The sequence below is a fragment of the Streptomyces alboflavus genome, assembly GCF_000716675.1.
GTDB classification, from domain to species: Bacteria; Actinomycetota; Actinomycetes; order Streptomycetales; family Streptomycetaceae; genus Streptomyces; species Streptomyces alboflavus.
On sequence record NZ_JNXT01000003.1, the window covers coordinates 336,708 to 352,872 of the forward strand.

Below are 16,165 nucleotides of genomic sequence, written 5' to 3' on the forward strand. Positions count from 1 at the left end.
GCCGTCGCCCGCGCGCCCCGCGACGGGAATGATCGATGCGGAAGGCACGAACCGCCGGACCCGGGCGGTTCCGCTCAGCCGCACACCGCGAGGAGTCCCGTGATCGACCATCAGGTACGCGTCCACCCCAGCGCCGACCGGCTGCCCCGCGAGGACCAGCTGGCCTGGAAACTCGCCGCCGTCGCCACCGGCACCCAGGAGGCCGCCGACCTGGACCCGGCGGCCGCCGCCATGGCCGTCAACCGGGTGATCGACAACGCCTCTGTCGCCCTGGCCTCACTACTGCGCCGACCGGTCGCCGTCGCCCGCGCCCAGGCCACCGCCCACCCGGCGACCGCCCCCGGCAGCACGGTCTTCGGCAGCCCCGTCCGGGTCCCGCCCGCGTGGGCGGCCTGGGCCAACGGCACGGCCGTGCGCGAACTCGACTTCCACGACACGTACTTGGCGGCCGACTACTCCCACCCCGGCGACAACATCCCGCCGCTGCTCGCCGTCGCCCAGCACACCGGTCGCTCCGGCGCCGACCTGCTGCGGGGCATCGTGGCCGCGTACGAGATCCATGTCGCGCTCGTCAAGGGCATCTGCCTGCACGCGCACCGCATCGACCACGTGGCGCACCTCAGCGCGGCCACGGTCTGCGGGCTCGGCGCGATGCTGCGGCTGCCGACGCCGACCGTGTACCAGGCCGTCGGGCAGGCGGTGCACACCACGACCGCGACCAGGCAGTCCCGCAAGGGCGAGATCTCCAGCTGGAAGGCGTTCGCCCCCGCCTTCGCCGGGAAGGCGGCGATCGAGGCCGTGGACCGGGCGATGCGCGGAGAGGGCGCCCCCGCACCGATCTACGAGGGCGAGGACGGCTTCCTCGCCTGGATGCTCGGCGGCCCCGAGGCGGCGTACACCGTCTCGCTGCCCGAGCCGGGCGAGGCGCGCCGCGCGATCCTCGACACCTACACCAAGGAGCACTCGGCCGAGTACCAGGCGCAGGCCATCATCGACCTCGCGCGGCGCATGCGCGAGAAGACCGGCCCGCTCGACCGGGTGCGTTCCCTCGTGCTGCACACCAGCCACCACACCCACCACGTCATCGGCTCCGGCGCGAACGACCCGCAGAAGTACGACCCGACGGCCAGCCGAGAGACCCTCGACCACTCGGTGCCGTACATCTTCGCCGTCGCCCTCCAGGACGGCAGCTGGCACCACGAGCGCTCCTACGCCCCCGACCGGGCCCGCCGCCCGGACACCGTGGAGCTGTGGCGGAAGATCTCCACCGTGGAGGAGCCGGAGTGGACCCGCCGCTACCACGACCCCGACCCCGGGCGCCGCGCCTTCGGCGGCCGCGCGGTCATCACCCTCGACGACGGCACCGTCGTCGAGGACGAACTCGCCGTCGCCGACGCCCATCCGGCCGGAGCCCGCCCGTTCGACCGCGACGGCTACACCGCCAAGTTCCGCACCCTCACCGAAGGCGTCGTCACGCCGGATGCGCGGGACGCCTTCCTGGACACGGCCGGCCGACTGGCCGAGCTGGACACGGCCGGACTCGCGGACCTCTTCCCGGCCGTCGACACCGCCGCCGTCGCCGCGTACGACAGCGCGCTCCCGAAGGGCCTGTTCTGATGCTGCACACCCGCACCACCCCCGCCGAACGCCGCAAGGACCTGCGCGCACGGCTCGCCTCCGGACGGCTCGTACGGATGCCGGGAGCCGTCAACCCGTACGCGGCCAAGCTCATCCAGGAGCACGGCTTCGAGGCCGCCTACCTCTCCGGCGGCGTCCTCGCCGCCGAACTGTGCCTGCCCGACATCGGCCTCACCACCGCCACCGAGATCGCCGCCCGCGCCCAGCAGGTCACCCGCGTCACCGACCTGCCCGTCCTCATCGATGCCGACACCGGCTTCGGGGCGCCCCTCAACGCCGCCAGGAGCACGCAGCTGTTCGAGGACGCGGGGCTCGCCGGGATGCATCTGGAGGACCAGATCGCCGTCAAGCGCTGCGGACACCTCGACGGCAAGACGCTCGTGCCGACCGCCGACATGGTGCGGCGGGTCCGCGCGGCGGCCGACGCCCGCCGCGACCCCGGCTTCCTGCTCATGGCCCGCACCGACGCGCGCGGCGTGGAGGGCCTGGCCGCCGCGATCGACCGGGCGAAGGCGTACGTCGACGCGGGCGCGGACGCCGTCTTCCCCGAAGCCCTTCTGGACGAGGCCGAGTTCGAGGCGTTCCGCAGGGCCGTCGACGTACCGCTGCTCGCCAACATGACGGAGTTCGGCAAGGGCCCGCTCCTGGCCACGGCCGCCCTGGAGAACCTCGGCTACAACATCGCCCTCTACCCGGTCACCTTCTTCCGGCTCGCGATGGGCGCCGTCGAGGAGGGCCTCGCCACCCTCGCCGCCGAGGGCACCCAGGAGTCGCTCGTCCCGCGCATGCAGACCCGATCGCGGCTCTACGAAGTGCTCGGCTACGAGGAGTACGCGGCCTTCGACTCGGCCGTCTTCGACTTCCGCCTCCCGCCGGGCGTCTGACGTCCGCCCGCCCGCGCCCGCCGCCTTCCCTCGCCGGGCGACCGCCCCCCGTTCCCGCCCGGCCCGCAGCCTCTGCCCGAGGAGCCCCGCATGACCACAGCCACGCCCGCCCAGACGGACATCCGCCGCGGCCTCGCCGGTGTCGTCGCCGACACCACCGAGATCTCGACCGTCATCCAGGAGACCAACTCCCTCACCTACCGCGGCTACCCGGTCCAGGACCTGGCCGCCCGCTGCTCCTTCGAGGAGGTCGCCCATCTGCTCTGGCACGGTGAGCTGCCCGACTCCGACCAGCTGGGCGCGTTCCGGGCCCGCGAGCGCGCCCTGCGTCCCCTGGACCGCACCACCGCGGAGCTCCTGGCCCGCCTGCCCGAGACCTGCCACCCCATGGACGTCCTGCGCACGGCCGTCAGCTTCTTCGGCGCCGAGGACCCCGCCGAGGACGACGGCACCCCGGCGGCGAACCTCCGCAAGTCCCTCGGTCTGCTCGCGAAGCTGCCGACCGTGGTCGCCGCCGACCACCGCAGGCGCAGGGGCCTCACCCCGATCCAGCCCGACGCCTCCCTCGGGTACGCCGAGAACTTCTTCCACATGTGCTTCGGTCGCGTCCCCGAGCCGGAGGTGGTCCGCTGCTTCGAGATCTCCCTCGTCCTGTACGCCGAACACAGCTTCAACGCCTCGACGTTCACCGCACGCGTCGTCACCTCCACCCTCTCCGACCTCTACAGTGCCGTCACCGCCGCCATCGGCGCCCTCAAGGGCCCCCTGCACGGCGGCGCCAACGAAGCCGTGATGCACATGCTGGGCGAGATCGGCACACCCGAACGGGCCGAGGCGTGGCTCGACGAGGCACTCGCCGCGCAGCGCAAGATCATGGGGTTCGGCCACCGTGTCTACAAGGACGGCGACTCCCGCGTACCGATCATGCAGGAGGCCACCGACCGGCTCGTCGCCCACGCGGGTGCCCCGGAAGCCGCCCGCCTCGCCGCCCTGCACACGGCCCTGCGGGACGCCATGGCCGCCCGCAAGGGCATCCACCCCAACCTCGACTACCCCGCCGGCCTCGCCTACCACCTGATGGGCTTCGACATCCCCACCTTCACGCCGCTGTTCGTGATGAGCCGTATCACCGGCTGGACCGCCCACATCACCGAACAGCTCGCCCACAACGCTCTGATCCGCCCCCTCGGCGCCTACACAGGGCCCGGCCAGCGGACCGTGCCCACCCGCCCCTGAACCCTGTCCTCAACCCCCTCGCGGGAGCCGCCCCCACCGCCGCGCCCGGGCCGCCGCCCCCTTGGCTAATCTGCACGGATGAGCACCGACCTGACCCTGCTGCCGCGGGTCGCCCATCGCGGGCAGGAGGTCACCGCGCCCCGCATCCGCGGCCTCCTCGCGCTGCTCGCGGGCGACCTGCGCTCCGGCCGCAGCACCGAGCGGCTCGTGGCGGGGCTGTGGCCGGACGAGCAGCCGGAGCGGCCGGGCAAGGCGGTGCAGGTGCTCGTGTCCAGGGCGCGGGCCCAGCTCGGCGCCGACGCCATCGCGAGCACCCCGACCGGCTACCGGCTCACCCTCACCGAGGACCAGGTCGACAGCTCCGCCCTGCCGCTGCACGCCACCGCGAGCGCGGACCGCGCGAGGGCCGGGGACCACGCCGGATCGCTGGCCGCCGCCGACGCCGGGCTCGCGCTCTGGCCCGGTACCCCGGACCCCGGGGGCGCCACCGACGACCCCGTGGCCGCGCTGCGCGCCGAGCGCGCCCCCGTCCGCGACGCGCTCGTCCGCGCCCGGGCCCTCGCGCTCGCCCGCCTCGGGCGGCACACGGAGGCGGCCGGACCGCTGGCCGCGGCCGCCTCCGTCCAGCCGCGCGACGAGGAGGTGCTCGCCGAGCTGCTGCGCGGCACGGCGGCGACGGCGGGCCCGGCCGCCGCACTCACACGCTACGAGACGTACCGCCGTGAACTGCGCGACGGCCTCGGCACGGAGCCCGGCGCCGGACTCAAGGCCGTGCACCAGGAGCTGCTGCGCGGCGAGGCACCGGTCGTCAGGCACGGCGTGCCGCACGAGCCGAACCAACTCCTCGGCAGGGACGAGGACATCGCGGAGGCCGAACGGCTCCTGCGCGCCTCCCGCGCCGTCACCGTCGTCGGCCCCGGCGGCCTCGGCAAGACCCGCCTCGCGTACGCCGTCAGCCGCCGGGCCGAGCAGCGCGTGGTGTACTTCGTGCCGCTCGCCGGCGTCACCGCGGACGACGACGTCGCCCCGGAGGTGGCCGCCGCGCTCGGCGCGGGCGACGGGCGGCACGGCGCCGTGCCCGGCCACCCCCCGGTCGACCCGGTGACCGGCATCCTCGGCGTGCTCGGCACCGGGCCCGCCCTGCTCGTCCTCGACAACTGCGAACACGTCATCCGCGGCGCCGCCGACCTCGTGCACGCCCTGGTCTCCGCGTCCCGTGCCGTCACCGTGCTCGCCACCAGCAGGGCCCCGCTGGATCTCACGTCAGAGGCGGTGTACGCCCTGCCGGAGCTCGGCCTCGACACCTCCGTCGAGCTGTTCACCCAACGCGCCCGGGCCGCCAGGCCCGGTGTGCTCCTCCCGCCCGACGCGGTGGCCGAGCTGTGCCGCCACCTCGACGGGCTGCCGCTCGCCGTGGAGCTTGCCGCGGCGCGGGTCCGGGTCCTGTCCGTGCTGGACATCGCCCGCCGCCTCGGCGACCGGTTCGCGCTGCTTCGCGGCGGGGCCCGGGACGCGCCGGAGCGCCACCGCACCCTGCACGCCGTCGTCGAGTGGAGCTGGAACCTGCTCACGCGGGACGCCAGGGCCGCCCTGCGCACGCTGTCCGTCTTCCCCGGCGGCTTCAGCGGTGAAGCGGCCGACCAGGTCCTCGGCGGGGACGCGCTGCCGCTCCTGGAGCAGTTGGCGGACCAGTCGCTGCTCACGGTCACGGACACGGCGGCCGGGGTGCGGTTCCGGATGCTGGAGACCGTACGGGAGTTCGGGGCGGCGCGGCTGGTGGAGGCGGGCGGGGAGTCGGCGCGCGCGGACGGTGGAATCGCGGTGGCGGGTGCCGAACGTCCGGCGACCGGCGGCGAACTCCCGGCGGCCGGTGACCAACTCCCGGCGACCGGAGGACATTCCGTGGCATCGGGCGGCGGGGACGAAGCCGTCGGCCGGTTCCTCGGCTGGGCGCGGGACTTCGGCGTCGCCCACCACGACGCGCTCCTCGGCGCCGAGCCCCTGCCCGCCTGGGAACGCGTCAAGGCCGAGCAGGACAACCTCGTGGCGGCACTGCGGCACGCCCTGGCCCGCGCCGACGGACCCACCACCGCGGCCGTCACCGCCGTCCTCGCGGCCCTGTGGTCCACCGACTCCAACTACCCCCGCCTCGCCGCGCTCGCCGCCGACACCGGCCCGGCCCTTTCGCACTACCACCCCGAACCCGCGTACGTCGAGGTCGCCCGCGCCGCCGCGGCGCTGTGCACGGGCAGCCTCTTCAACGGCTCGCACGTCGCACGCCAGCTCGTCACCCTGCGGCGGCTGCCCCCGGCCCCGCCGGACACCCTGCTGCGCGCCACCGCCGTGGTGCTGAGCGCGGTCCCCGAGATGGTCCCTCCCGACTACGCCGTGCTGCGCGGGCTCTGCGCCAGTGAGCGGCCGCTGGTCGCGGGCATCGCCGAGGGCGTCGCCACCTACATCTGGGAGTACCAGCACGACATCGACCGGGCACTGGCCTCGGCGCGCCGGATGCTCGCGGTCCTCGCGCCGATCGACAACCCGACGCTGCGGGTCGTCAGCCACTCCCGGATCAGCGAGCTGTGCCTGAAGACGGGGCAAGGGGAGGCCGCGTACGGCTATCTGAAGGCCGCCCTGGAGACGCTGCCGCGGCTCGGCGACGAGCACGACTACATCGGCATCCGCTCCGGCCTCGCCCTCGCCTGCCTGCAGCGCGGCGAGCTCGACGAGGCGGAGCACTGGCTGCGGCAGGTGGCGGACGGCAACGCGCAGCAGGACGCCTTCTACAGCCCCGACATCGGCGTCCGCGCCGAGATCGCGCTCGGCCGAGGGCTGACGGAGACCGGGCTCGAACTCTGGCGCGGCGCGATGGAGCGGCTGGCCCACGCCGGTTCCCTGTTCCAGGACGATCCCTGGATCGACCCGTGGGCGCTGCAGATCCAGGCGGCCGCGGTGACGGCGCACGCGTACGCCGACCGGCTCGGACTTGTCGCGGAGCCCCTCGACCGGATGCGCGAGCGACTGCGGCGGCTGCTCGCCGGCCCGCCCCGCACGCCCATGGAGCTGCCGGTGTACGGGACGGTGCTGCACGCGCTGGGCGTGGCGGGGCTGAGGGCGGGCGGGGCCGGTCCTGAGGCCGATGCCGATGCCGACGTGGGTGCGGGTGCGGGCGCCCGTACCGTGGCCGTGCGGATGATCGCGCTCGCCGAACGCCTGCGGGTGCTGCGGGAGTTCCGGCCGACCATGTCCGCGGCCCGCGCCCGGCGGGCCGCCGAGGCCACCGAGGCCACCGAGGAAGCCGACAGGGCGGCGTACGCCGACGCGGTGTCGGAGTACGCCGCCCTGGGGCGGGACGAGTTGCGGGACACGGCCCGCGCGCTCATCGGGGATCGCGGTGGAACAGCGAGGTCGCCCAGAAGTAGCCCAGCGTCCCCAGGCCCAGACACCAGCAGATCGTGATCCACCACTCGTTGCCGATGGCGCTGCCGAGCAGCAGTCCGCGCAGGGTCTCGATGGCGGGCGTGAACGGCTGGTACTCGGCGACCGGCTGGAACCAGCCCGGCATCGCGTCGACCGGGACGAAGGCGCTGGAGAGGAACGGCAGGATCATCAGCGGCAGAGCGTTGTTGCTGGCCGCCTCCACGTTCGGGCTCGCGAGCCCCGTCCCCACGGCGATCCAGGTGAACGCCGTGGCGACCAGCGCGAGCAGCCCGAGCGCCGCCAGCCACTCCAGGGCCGAGGCGTCCGTGGACCGGAAGCCGACGGCCACGGCGACCGCGCCCACGAGGACCACGCTGATGACCGCCCGCAGCACACTGCCGACCACGTGCCCGATGAGCAGGGAGCCGCGGTGGATCGCCATGGTCCGGAACCGGGCGATGATGCCCTCGGTCATATCCATGGCGACGGACACCGCCGTTCCGACCGGGGCGCCGCCGATGGTCATGAGCAGGATGCCCGGGACGAGATAGGCGATGTACTCGGCGCGGCCGGCGCCGCCGCCGTCGATGCCCGCGCTCATCACGTCGCCGAAGACGTAGACGAAGAGCAGCAGCAGGACGATCGGCATCAGGAGCACGTTCAGGGTGAGCGACGGATAGCGCCGCGCGTGCAGCAGGTTGCGGCGCAGCATGGTGTACGAGTCGCGCACGGCGGGGGAGAGGGAACTCATCGGACCGCCTCCGCGGGCTTGTCGGCGCCGCCGGTGAGGGCGAAGAACACGTCGTCGAGGTCGGGGGTGTGCACGGTCAGCTGGTCCGCCTCGATGTCCGCGGAGTCCAGCCAGTCGAGGAGGGAGCGCAGCTCGCGCTGGCTGCCGTCGCTGGGGATCCGCAGCGTCAGCGCCTCGTCGTCCGCGGTGACCTCGCGCAGGGCGACGGCGGCGGACCGGTACGCAGACCGGTCGGCGAAGCGCAGCCGCACATGCCCGCCCGGGACGATCCGCTTCAGCTCGTCGGCGTTGCCCTGGGCGGCGATCCTGCCGTCGTTCAACACCGCGATGCGGTCGGCGAGTTCGTCGGCCTCCTCCAGGTACTGGGTGGTGAGGAAGACGGTGACGCCGCCGGCGACCAGCTCGCGGATGATGCCCCACATGGTGTGGCGGCTGCGCGGGTCGAGACCGGTGGTCGGCTCGTCGAGGAAGATGATCCGCGGGTTCCCGACCAGCGTCATGGCGATGTCGAGGCGGCGCCGCATGCCGCCCGAGTAGGTGACGGCGGGTTTCTTCGCGGCCGCCACCAGGCCGAAGCGTTCGAGGAGCGCGGCGGTGGTGCGGCGGCCCTCGCGGCGGGGGAGGTGGTGCAGGTCGGCGACGAGGAGCATGTTCTCCTCGCCGGTGATCAGCCCGTCGACGGCGGAGAACTGCCCCGTGACGCCGATCGCGGCCCGCACCGCCTGCGGGTCGACGGCCAGGTCGTGACCGCCGACCCTGAGGTCACCGGCGTCCGCGGTGACGAGGGTGGAGAGGATCTTGACGGCGGTGGTCTTGCCCGCGCCGTTCGGGCCGAGCAGGGAGAAGACGGTGCCGGTCGGCACCGCCAGGTCGATGCCGTCGAGGACCGTCTTGTCCCCGTACGCCTTGCGCAGCCCCTCGGCCGCGATGGCGAGGGGACGGGATGTCGTTGTCGTCATGCCGCAGAGGCTGCGACAGGCTGCATTCAGCGCGGTTTCAGAAGGGTTTCAGCGCGCGGCGAGCAGGCCGTCGAGCTCGGCCGCGTAGAGCTGCTCGGCGTCGAAGCTCATCCCCGTGAAGTGCCCGGCGAGTTCGAGGGACAGGACGCCGTGGAGACGGGTCCAGAAGGCCAGGGCGCGGTGGAGGACCGCGGGCGGGGCGGGGTGGTCGCCCGCCCACTGGCGGTGGTCCGCGAGGTGGGCGGTGAAGGCGGCCGCCGGGCTGTCCGCGGGCTGCTGCGACGGCTGGTCGAAGTGCTGTTCCGACGTCGACGCCGGATCCGACGACGGAGGTGACGGGAGCGCGGCGCAGGTGTCGAGCAGCGTCGCCATGATCTCGGACGAGATGGCGGTGGTGTCGTCGGGCGCGTGATAGCCGGGGACGGGGGTGCCGTAGAGGAGGAAGTACCGCTGGGGGTCGGCCAGCGCCCAGCGGCGCAGGGCGTGCGCGAGCGCGGGGAGGTCGGCCCCGGAGGCGGCGGCGGTGTGGAAGGTGTCCTGGGGCAGTTCGCCTGATCTCGGGCGTGCCGGTCGTCATCGCCCTGGTGGGCGCCTTCACCCGCGTCCGCGACCGGGCGGTCCGCGTCGCCGCCGCCGTTCTGGCCCTCTCCTTCGCGATCCCGCTCGCGATCTGGCTGGTGCGGCCCGACGGCGCGCAGAGCCTGTCGAAGGACATCCACCCCGGCTTCGTGGGTCTGATCGTCGCGGCCGGGGCCGCGCTCGTCCTCGCCCTGCGCCGTGCCCGCTCCGTGCGGCCCGCGACGCGGTGACGCCCTACGCCAGGTCGGCCGGGCGCACGCGCAGCTTCTCGGCGATCCGGGCGAGCGCCTGCTGGTCGGCGGCGCTGAGCCGGTCGAGCACCAGCCGGCGCACGGAGCGGACATGGGTGGGTGCGGCGGCGACGACCACGTCGTACCCGGCGTCCGTCAAGGCGGCGATGGTGTAGCGGCCGTCGTCGGGGTCGGGCCACCGCTCCATCCAGCCACGCTTCTCGAACCGCTTGACGACGTTGGACAGGCGTGACAAGGAGCCGTTGGCGAGATAGGCCAGCTCGCTCATCCGGAGGCGGCGCTCGGGGGCCTCCGAGACATGACTGAGGGTCAGGTACTCGAACAGGGTCAGGCCTGCCTCTTGTTGCAGCGGCGACTCGAGGCGCCCCGGGAGCAGCAGGGCCAGGGAGACGAGGCCGGTCCAGGCCTCCTTCTCCGGGGCGGACAGCCACAGCGCGTCGTCAGCGGCGCCGTCAGAGCGCACCCTCGCCGAGGCCGGGGCCACCTGGCGGGACGTCATAGCCGTGAACTCGTACCACGTACCCGAATCGGCCGAGGAGGTCGGCGAGACCCACACCCGCGTCATGGTCGAGCAGTTCCGCGCGCGCATGGGTGACCGTGCGCCGATCTGGACCGAGGTCGGCGTACCGGTGCTCGCGGCGCCGAAGATGCGGGTCGAGATCCGCGTCACCGCTGTCGTCGGGCGCGGTGACTGAGCGAAGAAACGCGCAAGATCGGACAGAAGTTACTTTTAGGTATGTCGTGACTTCCCGTGCGGCCAGCAGTAGAACTCGTTCTGATTCAGCCAAGAGTGAGGAAGGTCACATGAGTGGTAAATCCTTGCGTGACACGGCATCTGATGGTCTGTCACGTCGAAGATTCATTGTTGGAACGAGTTCTATTCTGGGTACCGCGGCGCTCGCCGCGCAGGCCCCTGCTGCCCGGGCGGTCGACGGCGCCGGTGTTCCCGTCGTGGTGATCGGCACGGGGTACGGCGGCGCCGTGGCCGCCCTGCGGCTCGCCGAGGCGGGCGTCGACGTGCACATGCTGGAGATGGGCATGGCCTGGGACACCCCCGGGTCCGACGGCAAGATCTTCGCCAACACCACGAGCCCGGACGCCCGTTCCTACTGGCTGCGCACCAGGACCAAGCAGCCGCTGAGCAACTTCCTCGGCTTCCCCATCGACCGGGACGTCCCGCGCCACACCGGCATCCTCGACGCCGAGGAGTTCGGCGGCATCATCGTCTACCAGGGCCGTGGCGTGGGCGGCGGTTCCCTGGTCAACGGCGGCATGGCGGTGACTCCGAAACGCGAGAACTTCGCCGCGGTCCTGCCCTCGGTCGACGCGGGGGAGATGTACGGCACCTACTACCCGCGCGCCAACGCGGGACTCGGCGTGAGCGTCATCGACCCGGCCTGGTTCGAGACGGCCGAGTGCTACAAGTACGCCCGCGTCGGCCGCAAGCACGCTCAGCGCTCCGGCTTCCCGTTCGTGTTCGTGCCCGACGTGTACGACTGGGACTACATGAAGCGGGAGGCGGCGGGCACCGCCCCCAAGTCGGCGCTCGCGGGAGAGATCCTGTACGGCAACAACCACGGCAAGAAGTCCCTGCAGCAGACCTACCTCGCCCGCGCACGGGCGACCGGCCGCGTCACCGTCTCCCCGCTGCACAAGGTCACTTCGGTGACACCGGCGGCCGCGGGCGGCTACACGGTGACGGTCGACCAGATCGACACCACCGGCGACACCGTCGCCACCAAGGCGATGACCGCCGACAAGGTGTTCTTCGCCGCGGGCAGCGTCGGCACCAGCAAGCTCCTGGTGAAGCTACGGGGCACCGGCGCCCTGCCGCACCTCAACGGCGAGGTCGGCAAGGGCTGGGGCGACAACGGCAACGTCATGTGCGGACGCGCCAACCACCTGTGGGACCCCACCGGCAGCCTCCAGTCGGCCATCCCCACCGCGGGCATCGACAACTGGGCCGCGGGCGGCGCGTTCGCCGAAGTGGCGCCGCTGCCGACCGGGATCGAGACGTACGCCTCGTTCTATCTGTCGATCACCAAGAACCCGCACCGCGCCCAGTTCACCTGGAACGCGGCGGCGGGCCGGGCGGAGCTGAACTGGCAGACCGCCTGGAAGCAGCCGTCGATCGACGCCGCCAAGACGATCTTCGACAAGATCAACGCCAAGGAGGGGACGATCTACCGCACCGACCTCTTCGGCACGTACAAGATCTGGGGAGACCACCTCACGTACCACCCCCTCGGCGGCGCGGTCCTCGGCAAGGCCACCGACAACTACGGCCGTCTGCACGGCCATCCGGGCCTCTACGTCATCGACGGCGCCCTGATCCCCGGCAACACGAGCGTCAACCCGTTCGTCACCATCACGGCGCTCGCCGAACGCAACATCGAGAAGATCATCGCCGCTGACCTGTAGGCGCCTCCCTGCTTCCGAGGGCGTCGGGAGCCTGACGGGCCGCCACGGTGCAGTGCTTCTGCGAGTCCAGGCGCACCTTGCGGCCGGTGAACTCCTCCAGGACGGCGATGTTCTCCGGGGCGTAGTTCGTGGCGGTGATCCTGTCGGCGTCCTTGCTGCCGAGCTTGCCGGTGTAGGGCGCGGACTTCTCCAGCCAGTACGCCGTCCGCAGGAACTGGGTCAGGACCAGGTCGCGCAGTTTCGGCTCGGCCTTGATCCTGGCCCAGTAGTCGGGGTGCTTGTCCTTGGCCACGCGCAGATAGAGGAGCAGGTAGCGCAGGTTGGTCGCGGCGATGTCCCGGGCGTTGCCGGCGCCGACGCCCTTGATGAACTCCTGCAGCACCGTCACCGCGGGCAGTCCGGTGAGCCCGGCGTTCTGCTCCGCGAGCACTCCCTGGAGGCGGTACGAGCCCTGTTGCTGGTCCCGCAGGTAGATGTCGTCCATGGAGGAGCTGAGGGTGTCCTTGATCAGCGGCAGGATCTCCTTGCGGGGGAAGCCGCCGTGCAGGGGCACCGTCAGCGCCTGCTGACCGGCGTTGATCCACGCCGCGCTGTGGACGTCCCACCGGGTCCGGGACGGGTCGAGGTCCCACATGTGGGTCTCCTCGTGGATCGCCACCATCATCGACTCGGCGAACCCGTCGAAGCTCCGCTTGTCCACGAACTGGTCCCAGTACCTGTCGTTGGCCTGGGCGATCGCGAGCGCCTCCCCACTGGGCCAGCGCCGCTTGTACATGGCCTGGAGGGTCCGCATCCAGTTCGCGGAGGTGAAGGACGCCTTGAGGTCGCTCAGATCGGCGTTCGGCTGCGACGGCTCGTCGTAGCAGTAGGGATCGGGGGCACGGCCCTGCCCGGTGTCCCCGGCCGAGGCGGGACCGGAGGCGGCGACGGTGCCCGAACTCAGGGCCAGGACGAGGCAGGCCGTCAGCAGACGGGCGGAAACTCTGCGGCTCACGAGAACCTCTTCTCGAAGCGAGCGTGTGTGGGGGGTGCCGCAGGCGACGGAAGGCGAGCTGCCGTCGCCACCCGTCGCCTGCGTCCGCCCAGCACCGTAGGGCTCCGCGCGCCCCGCGCCTACTGTCATGTACCCATAACATTCGCGTGGGGGTCAGGCGCCGCCGGCCGCGTCGGACACGGTCGCGCTGACCGGGGTGCCCGCCTCGACGGTGCGGCTGACCGTGCAGAGCCGGTCGTGCGAGGTCTTCACGGCGCGGGGGAGGATCGCGCGGGCGCGGTCCCCCGAAGGACCGTCAGGGAACGCGACGGTGAAGGCGACGTCGAGGTCCGTCATCCGGTTGCCGCTCTCGTCCTCGACCTTGTGGCCGGTCACGGTGACGGTGAAGGCGGTCGGATCCGTGTGACGGCTCGTGGCGACCTCCACGTCGGCCGCGGTGCAGCCGCCGATCGCGGCGAGGAACAGCTCGACCGGCGTGAAGTCGGACCCGGAGCCGGTGCCGAAGGTGACCGTGCCGCCGCGGGCATTGGTCGCGGTGAACAGGCCGGGACCGGACCGCTCGAGGGAGACAGAACGCAGTGAATTGTCAGTCATGGCGACGACCGTAACCCCACGCCCCTCGCGACGGTCCGCTTGCCGCGCTCCCCTCGGCCCGCCCCGCCCCTCTCAGCCGACGTGCAGGACCCGGTAGTGATCCAGCCGCGCCGGGTCCCGGTCGACGACCTGGACCGGTGCCCAGGCCCACTGCCACACATTGATGCCCGGCGTGCGGGAGAACCGGATCGGCCCGCGAGTGCCGCCCACCGCGACGTGCGGCCACGACGCGGCGATGCTCGCCCGGTCCGCCCCGTGCGAGCGCAGCACTTCGGCGAGGACGGCGATCGTGTCGTAGCCCTCGAAGGCGACGAACGACGGCGTCCCGGCCAGCCGCTCACGAAGGACGCCCTCGACGCGTGCGCCGAGCGGGGTGAGCTGCTCGGGCAGGTAGCGCAGGAACGGGACCGCGGCGCCGTCGGAGCCGAGGGACGCCGCCCAGTCGGCGAGCTCCGGCTGCCCGGCCGGAGCGCCGATCAGGACGTCGGCGAGACGCGGGTCGTGGCGGACGGCCTTGACGATCGGCACGGCCGGATCAGGGTGGCCGACCAGCAGGAGCAGGGCTGTCGCGCCCGTGGCGACGAGTGCGTCGCACAGCTCCGCGGGGGTGAGCGCCCGCGCGTCGAGTTCCGTCACGGTGCCGCCGCGAGGGGCGAGGTGGTCCCGCAGGATGCGGGTCCCGGACGCCCAGTACACACTCGGGTCCGCCGCCACGGCGATGTGGCGGTGGCCGGCGCCGAGCAGGAAGTCCCCGTAGATCCGCCAGCCGTGGGACTGCGCCGGGGCCAGGCGCGCGACCCGGTCCGTGGGCTCGTCGGTGAGCGCGTCGAGAACCCCCGACGAGCACAGGAACGGCAGGCCGAGGGCGTCGGCCCGGGCGGCGGCGGTGCGGGCGACGACGCTGTGGAACTCCCCCGCCACCGCGGCGACGCCCAGGCCGGCCAGTTCGTCCACGGCCGCCTCGGCCCGCAGCGGATCAGCCGCGGTGTCCCGGACGACCAGCTCCAGCGGCTTCCCGGCGATCCCACCGGCCTCATTGACTTCTCGTAGGGCCAACTCGAGCCCGGCGAGCAGGTGCCGGCCCGCCCCGACCCAGCCGGGCGGCGTCAGCGGGACGAGTGCGCCGATCCGGACGGCCGAGTCGTCGGCGCGCTCCGCTCCCTGTGGTGCTGGTGGCGTATTCATACGTGGGCGTCTCCCCGAGAGGCGATGCGGCCATGGTCGGCCGGATCACGGCGTGAACGTCAGTGGCGCCGAGAGTAGTTGAGCCGCGAACAGCCCATGTCGGCGGCCCGTCCCGTGGCGGTTCTCGTGCCCGGGACGGACTGGACTGCCGACATGGGCCGGGCTCAGCCCTGCTCCCGCTCCACCGGGAGCCACAGCTCCGCATCGGCCTCGGTCTTGTCCGGGGACATGCGGGTGCGCAGGATCTCCGGGCCGGGGCCGCTGCGGTAGGGGTTGGACGGGAACCACTGCGTGAACACGTCCCGCCACAGCTCCTGGATGGCCTGCGGCGCGGGGCCGCTGGTGGTGAAGACCGCCCACGTACCGGCGGGGACCGGAAGGACCGTGGCGCCGTCGGGGGCGGCCGCGGAGGTGATCACCCCTTGGTAGTAGTCGAGTTCGGTGCCTTCGGCGCGGCTCGGGTCCAGGTCGTCGCAGATCGCGACGACGCCGTGCGGCTCCTGGTCCGACAGCTTCTCCAGGCCCTCCAGGGTCGCCGGGGCGATCCCGCGGACGAAGTCGATGATCGCCTGGTTCGGCCCCGAGTGCACCAAGGGCACCCGGGTCTTGAGCCCGACGACGCTGAAGTCCGGCTTGTCCACGACGCGATAACGCATGCTGCTGCTCCCTTCGACGGTGAGGCGGAAGGTCAACCGGGCCTGGGAGACGAGCGCCGCGCCGGTACGCCGTGCCTCGCCGGGGCCGACCCCGTGCAGGGCGCGGAACGCCCGGGCGAACGCCTCGCCCGAGCCGTAGCCGTAGCGCACCGCGATGTCCAGCAGGGACTCGCGCCCCGCGAGGACCTCGCCGCCCGCGACGGTGAGCCGACGGCGGCGTACGTACTCCGACAGCGGCATGCCCGCGAGCGCGGAGAACATCCGGCGCAGGTGGTACTCCGAGGTGGCCGCGATCCGCGCCACCTCGGCCACGTCGACGTCCTGGTCGAGCTGCCGCTCGATGTACTCCAGGCTCTGGTTGAGACGCTCAAGCACCCCGGTCCCCTTCCTCTTGCGTGATCACCACGCTAGGCGGCGGGCACCTGGCCCGACCCGACATCCTGTGCCCGATCGAGTCGGGTGGGCACGCGGCTCGGCGCGTGTACGGGCTGGGGGAGCAGAGGGCGCCGCCGATCGGGTGGTGGGGTGGACCGGGCGGCGCGATGTGTCGGGCGGCGTGGTGGGTCAGACGGCGCGTGCCCACGATCCGCGGGCCCGGGC

Annotated in this window: 13 protein-coding genes and 2 pseudogenes; 7 read left to right on the top strand and 8 right to left on the bottom strand. The window is 72.9% G+C overall.

Translation table 11 applies throughout. The features are described from left to right. The first annotated feature begins 99 nt into the window (after positions 1-99). From OO63_RS04330 to OO63_RS46575, 4 genes are all read left to right on the top strand, one after another. Positions 100-1,617: an MmgE/PrpD family protein gene (locus OO63_RS04330; protein ID WP_030356570.1), complete on the top strand. Its 1,518-nt coding sequence runs from the start codon at positions 100-102 to the stop codon at positions 1,615-1,617. After that, the gene (prpB, locus tag OO63_RS04335; protein ID WP_030356571.1) at positions 1,617-2,522 is read left to right on the top strand and encodes a methylisocitrate lyase; all 906 of its coding nucleotides are present in this window, start codon (positions 1,617-1,619) and stop codon (positions 2,520-2,522) included. The genes OO63_RS04330 and prpB overlap by 1 nt, the downstream gene beginning before the upstream one ends. A 90-nt stretch (positions 2,523-2,612) precedes the next feature. Next, positions 2,613-3,758 carry a bifunctional 2-methylcitrate synthase/citrate synthase gene (locus OO63_RS04340; protein ID WP_030356572.1) on the top strand — a complete coding sequence of 382 codons (1,146 nt, stop codon included), beginning with the start codon at positions 2,613-2,615 and terminating at the stop codon, positions 3,756-3,758. 78 nt (positions 3,759-3,836) lie between these two features. After that, entirely contained in the window at positions 3,837-7,214 is a 3,378-nt protein-coding gene (locus OO63_RS46575) for an ATP-binding protein (protein ID WP_051810523.1), read from the top strand. Here the strand turns inward: OO63_RS46575 and OO63_RS04355 are convergent. The 3 genes and pseudogenes from OO63_RS04355 to OO63_RS04365 all read right to left on the bottom strand — a co-directional run. Further along, complete coding sequence (locus OO63_RS04355) at positions 7,135-7,926, bottom strand: ABC transporter permease (protein WP_030356573.1); 792 nt, start codon at positions 7,924-7,926, stop codon at positions 7,135-7,137. The genes OO63_RS46575 and OO63_RS04355 overlap by 80 nt on opposite strands. Beyond that, complete coding sequence (locus tag OO63_RS04360; RefSeq protein WP_030356574.1) at positions 7,923-8,885, bottom strand: ABC transporter ATP-binding protein; 963 nt, start codon at positions 8,883-8,885, stop codon at positions 7,923-7,925. The genes OO63_RS04355 and OO63_RS04360 overlap by 4 nt, the downstream gene beginning before the upstream one ends. Positions 8,886-8,933: 48 nt before the next feature. After that, positions 8,934-9,422: pseudogene (locus OO63_RS04365) on the bottom strand (TetR-like C-terminal domain-containing protein); the annotation flags it as partial. A gap of 26 nt (positions 9,423-9,448) precedes the next feature. On the opposite strand from OO63_RS04365, the gene OO63_RS04370 reads away from it, so the two are divergent. Next, the gene (locus OO63_RS04370) at positions 9,449-9,694 is read left to right on the top strand and encodes a hypothetical protein (RefSeq protein WP_234311000.1); all 246 of its coding nucleotides are present in this window, start codon (positions 9,449-9,451) and stop codon (positions 9,692-9,694) included. Positions 9,695-9,698: 4 nt separating this feature from the next. Here the strand turns inward: OO63_RS04370 and OO63_RS04375 are convergent, their stop codons facing one another. Continuing rightward, positions 9,699-10,214: a MarR family winged helix-turn-helix transcriptional regulator gene (locus tag OO63_RS04375; RefSeq protein ID WP_051810526.1), complete on the bottom strand. Its 516-nt coding sequence runs from the start codon at positions 10,212-10,214 to the stop codon at positions 9,699-9,701. Between OO63_RS04375 and OO63_RS04380 the strand changes: the two are divergent. Both OO63_RS04380 and OO63_RS04385 read left to right on the top strand, forming a co-directional pair. Continuing rightward, a pseudogene (locus OO63_RS04380) lies at positions 10,171-10,410 on the top strand (Rid family hydrolase); the annotation flags it as partial. The gene OO63_RS04375 and the pseudogene OO63_RS04380 overlap by 44 nt on opposite strands. A 109-nt stretch (positions 10,411-10,519) precedes the next feature. Beyond that, entirely contained in the window at positions 10,520-12,136 is a 1,617-nt protein-coding gene (locus tag OO63_RS04385; RefSeq protein WP_199819437.1) for a GMC oxidoreductase, read from the top strand. Here the strand turns inward: OO63_RS04385 and OO63_RS04390 are convergent. The 4 genes from OO63_RS04390 to OO63_RS04405 all read right to left on the bottom strand — a co-directional run bounded on the left by OO63_RS04390 (position 12,117) and on the right by OO63_RS04405 (position 15,940). Next, positions 12,117-13,130 carry a hypothetical protein gene (locus OO63_RS04390; RefSeq protein WP_051810527.1) on the bottom strand — a complete coding sequence of 338 codons (1,014 nt, stop codon included), beginning with the start codon at positions 13,128-13,130 and terminating at the stop codon, positions 12,117-12,119. The two genes, OO63_RS04385 and OO63_RS04390, sit on opposite strands and share 20 nt — an antisense overlap. 153 nt (positions 13,131-13,283) lie before the next feature. Beyond that, positions 13,284-13,724, bottom strand: a complete 441-nt coding sequence (locus tag OO63_RS04395) for an OsmC family protein (RefSeq protein WP_030356581.1) — start codon at positions 13,722-13,724, stop codon at positions 13,284-13,286. A gap of 72 nt (positions 13,725-13,796) precedes the next feature. Further along, positions 13,797-14,909, bottom strand: coding sequence for an ABC transporter substrate-binding protein (locus tag OO63_RS04400; protein ID WP_030356582.1), 1,113 nt, complete (start codon positions 14,907-14,909; stop codon positions 13,797-13,799). A gap of 164 nt (positions 14,910-15,073) precedes the next feature. Beyond that, positions 15,074-15,940: an AraC family transcriptional regulator gene (locus tag OO63_RS04405; RefSeq protein WP_030356583.1), complete on the bottom strand. Its 867-nt coding sequence runs from the start codon at positions 15,938-15,940 to the stop codon at positions 15,074-15,076. Between the last annotated feature and the right edge of the window lie 225 nt (positions 15,941-16,165).

Excerpts from the sequence above, each read along its gene's own strand:
- prpB (WP_030356571.1), top strand. The coding sequence starts at position 1,617 with ATGCTGCACACCCGCACCACCCCCGCCGAACGCCGCAAGGACCTGCGC.
- OO63_RS04360 (WP_030356574.1), bottom strand. The coding sequence starts at position 8,885 with ATGACGACAACGACATCCCGTCCCCTCGCCATCGCGGCCGAGGGGCTG.
- OO63_RS04375 (WP_051810526.1), bottom strand. The coding sequence starts at position 10,214 with ATGACGTCCCGCCAGGTGGCCCCGGCCTCGGCGAGGGTGCGCTCTGAC.
- OO63_RS04385 (WP_199819437.1), top strand. The coding sequence starts at position 10,520 with ATGAGTGGTAAATCCTTGCGTGACACGGCATCTGATGGTCTGTCACGT.
- OO63_RS04400 (WP_030356582.1), bottom strand. The coding sequence starts at position 14,909 with ATGAATACGCCACCAGCACCACAGGGAGCGGAGCGCGCCGACGACTCG.
- OO63_RS04395 (WP_030356581.1), bottom strand. The coding sequence starts at position 13,724 with ATGACTGACAATTCACTGCGTTCTGTCTCCCTCGAGCGGTCCGGTCCC.
- OO63_RS46575 (WP_051810523.1), top strand. The coding sequence starts at position 3,837 with ATGAGCACCGACCTGACCCTGCTGCCGCGGGTCGCCCATCGCGGGCAG.
- OO63_RS04355 (WP_030356573.1), bottom strand. The coding sequence starts at position 7,926 with ATGAGTTCCCTCTCCCCCGCCGTGCGCGACTCGTACACCATGCTGCGC.
- OO63_RS04340 (WP_030356572.1), top strand. The coding sequence starts at position 2,613 with ATGACCACAGCCACGCCCGCCCAGACGGACATCCGCCGCGGCCTCGCC.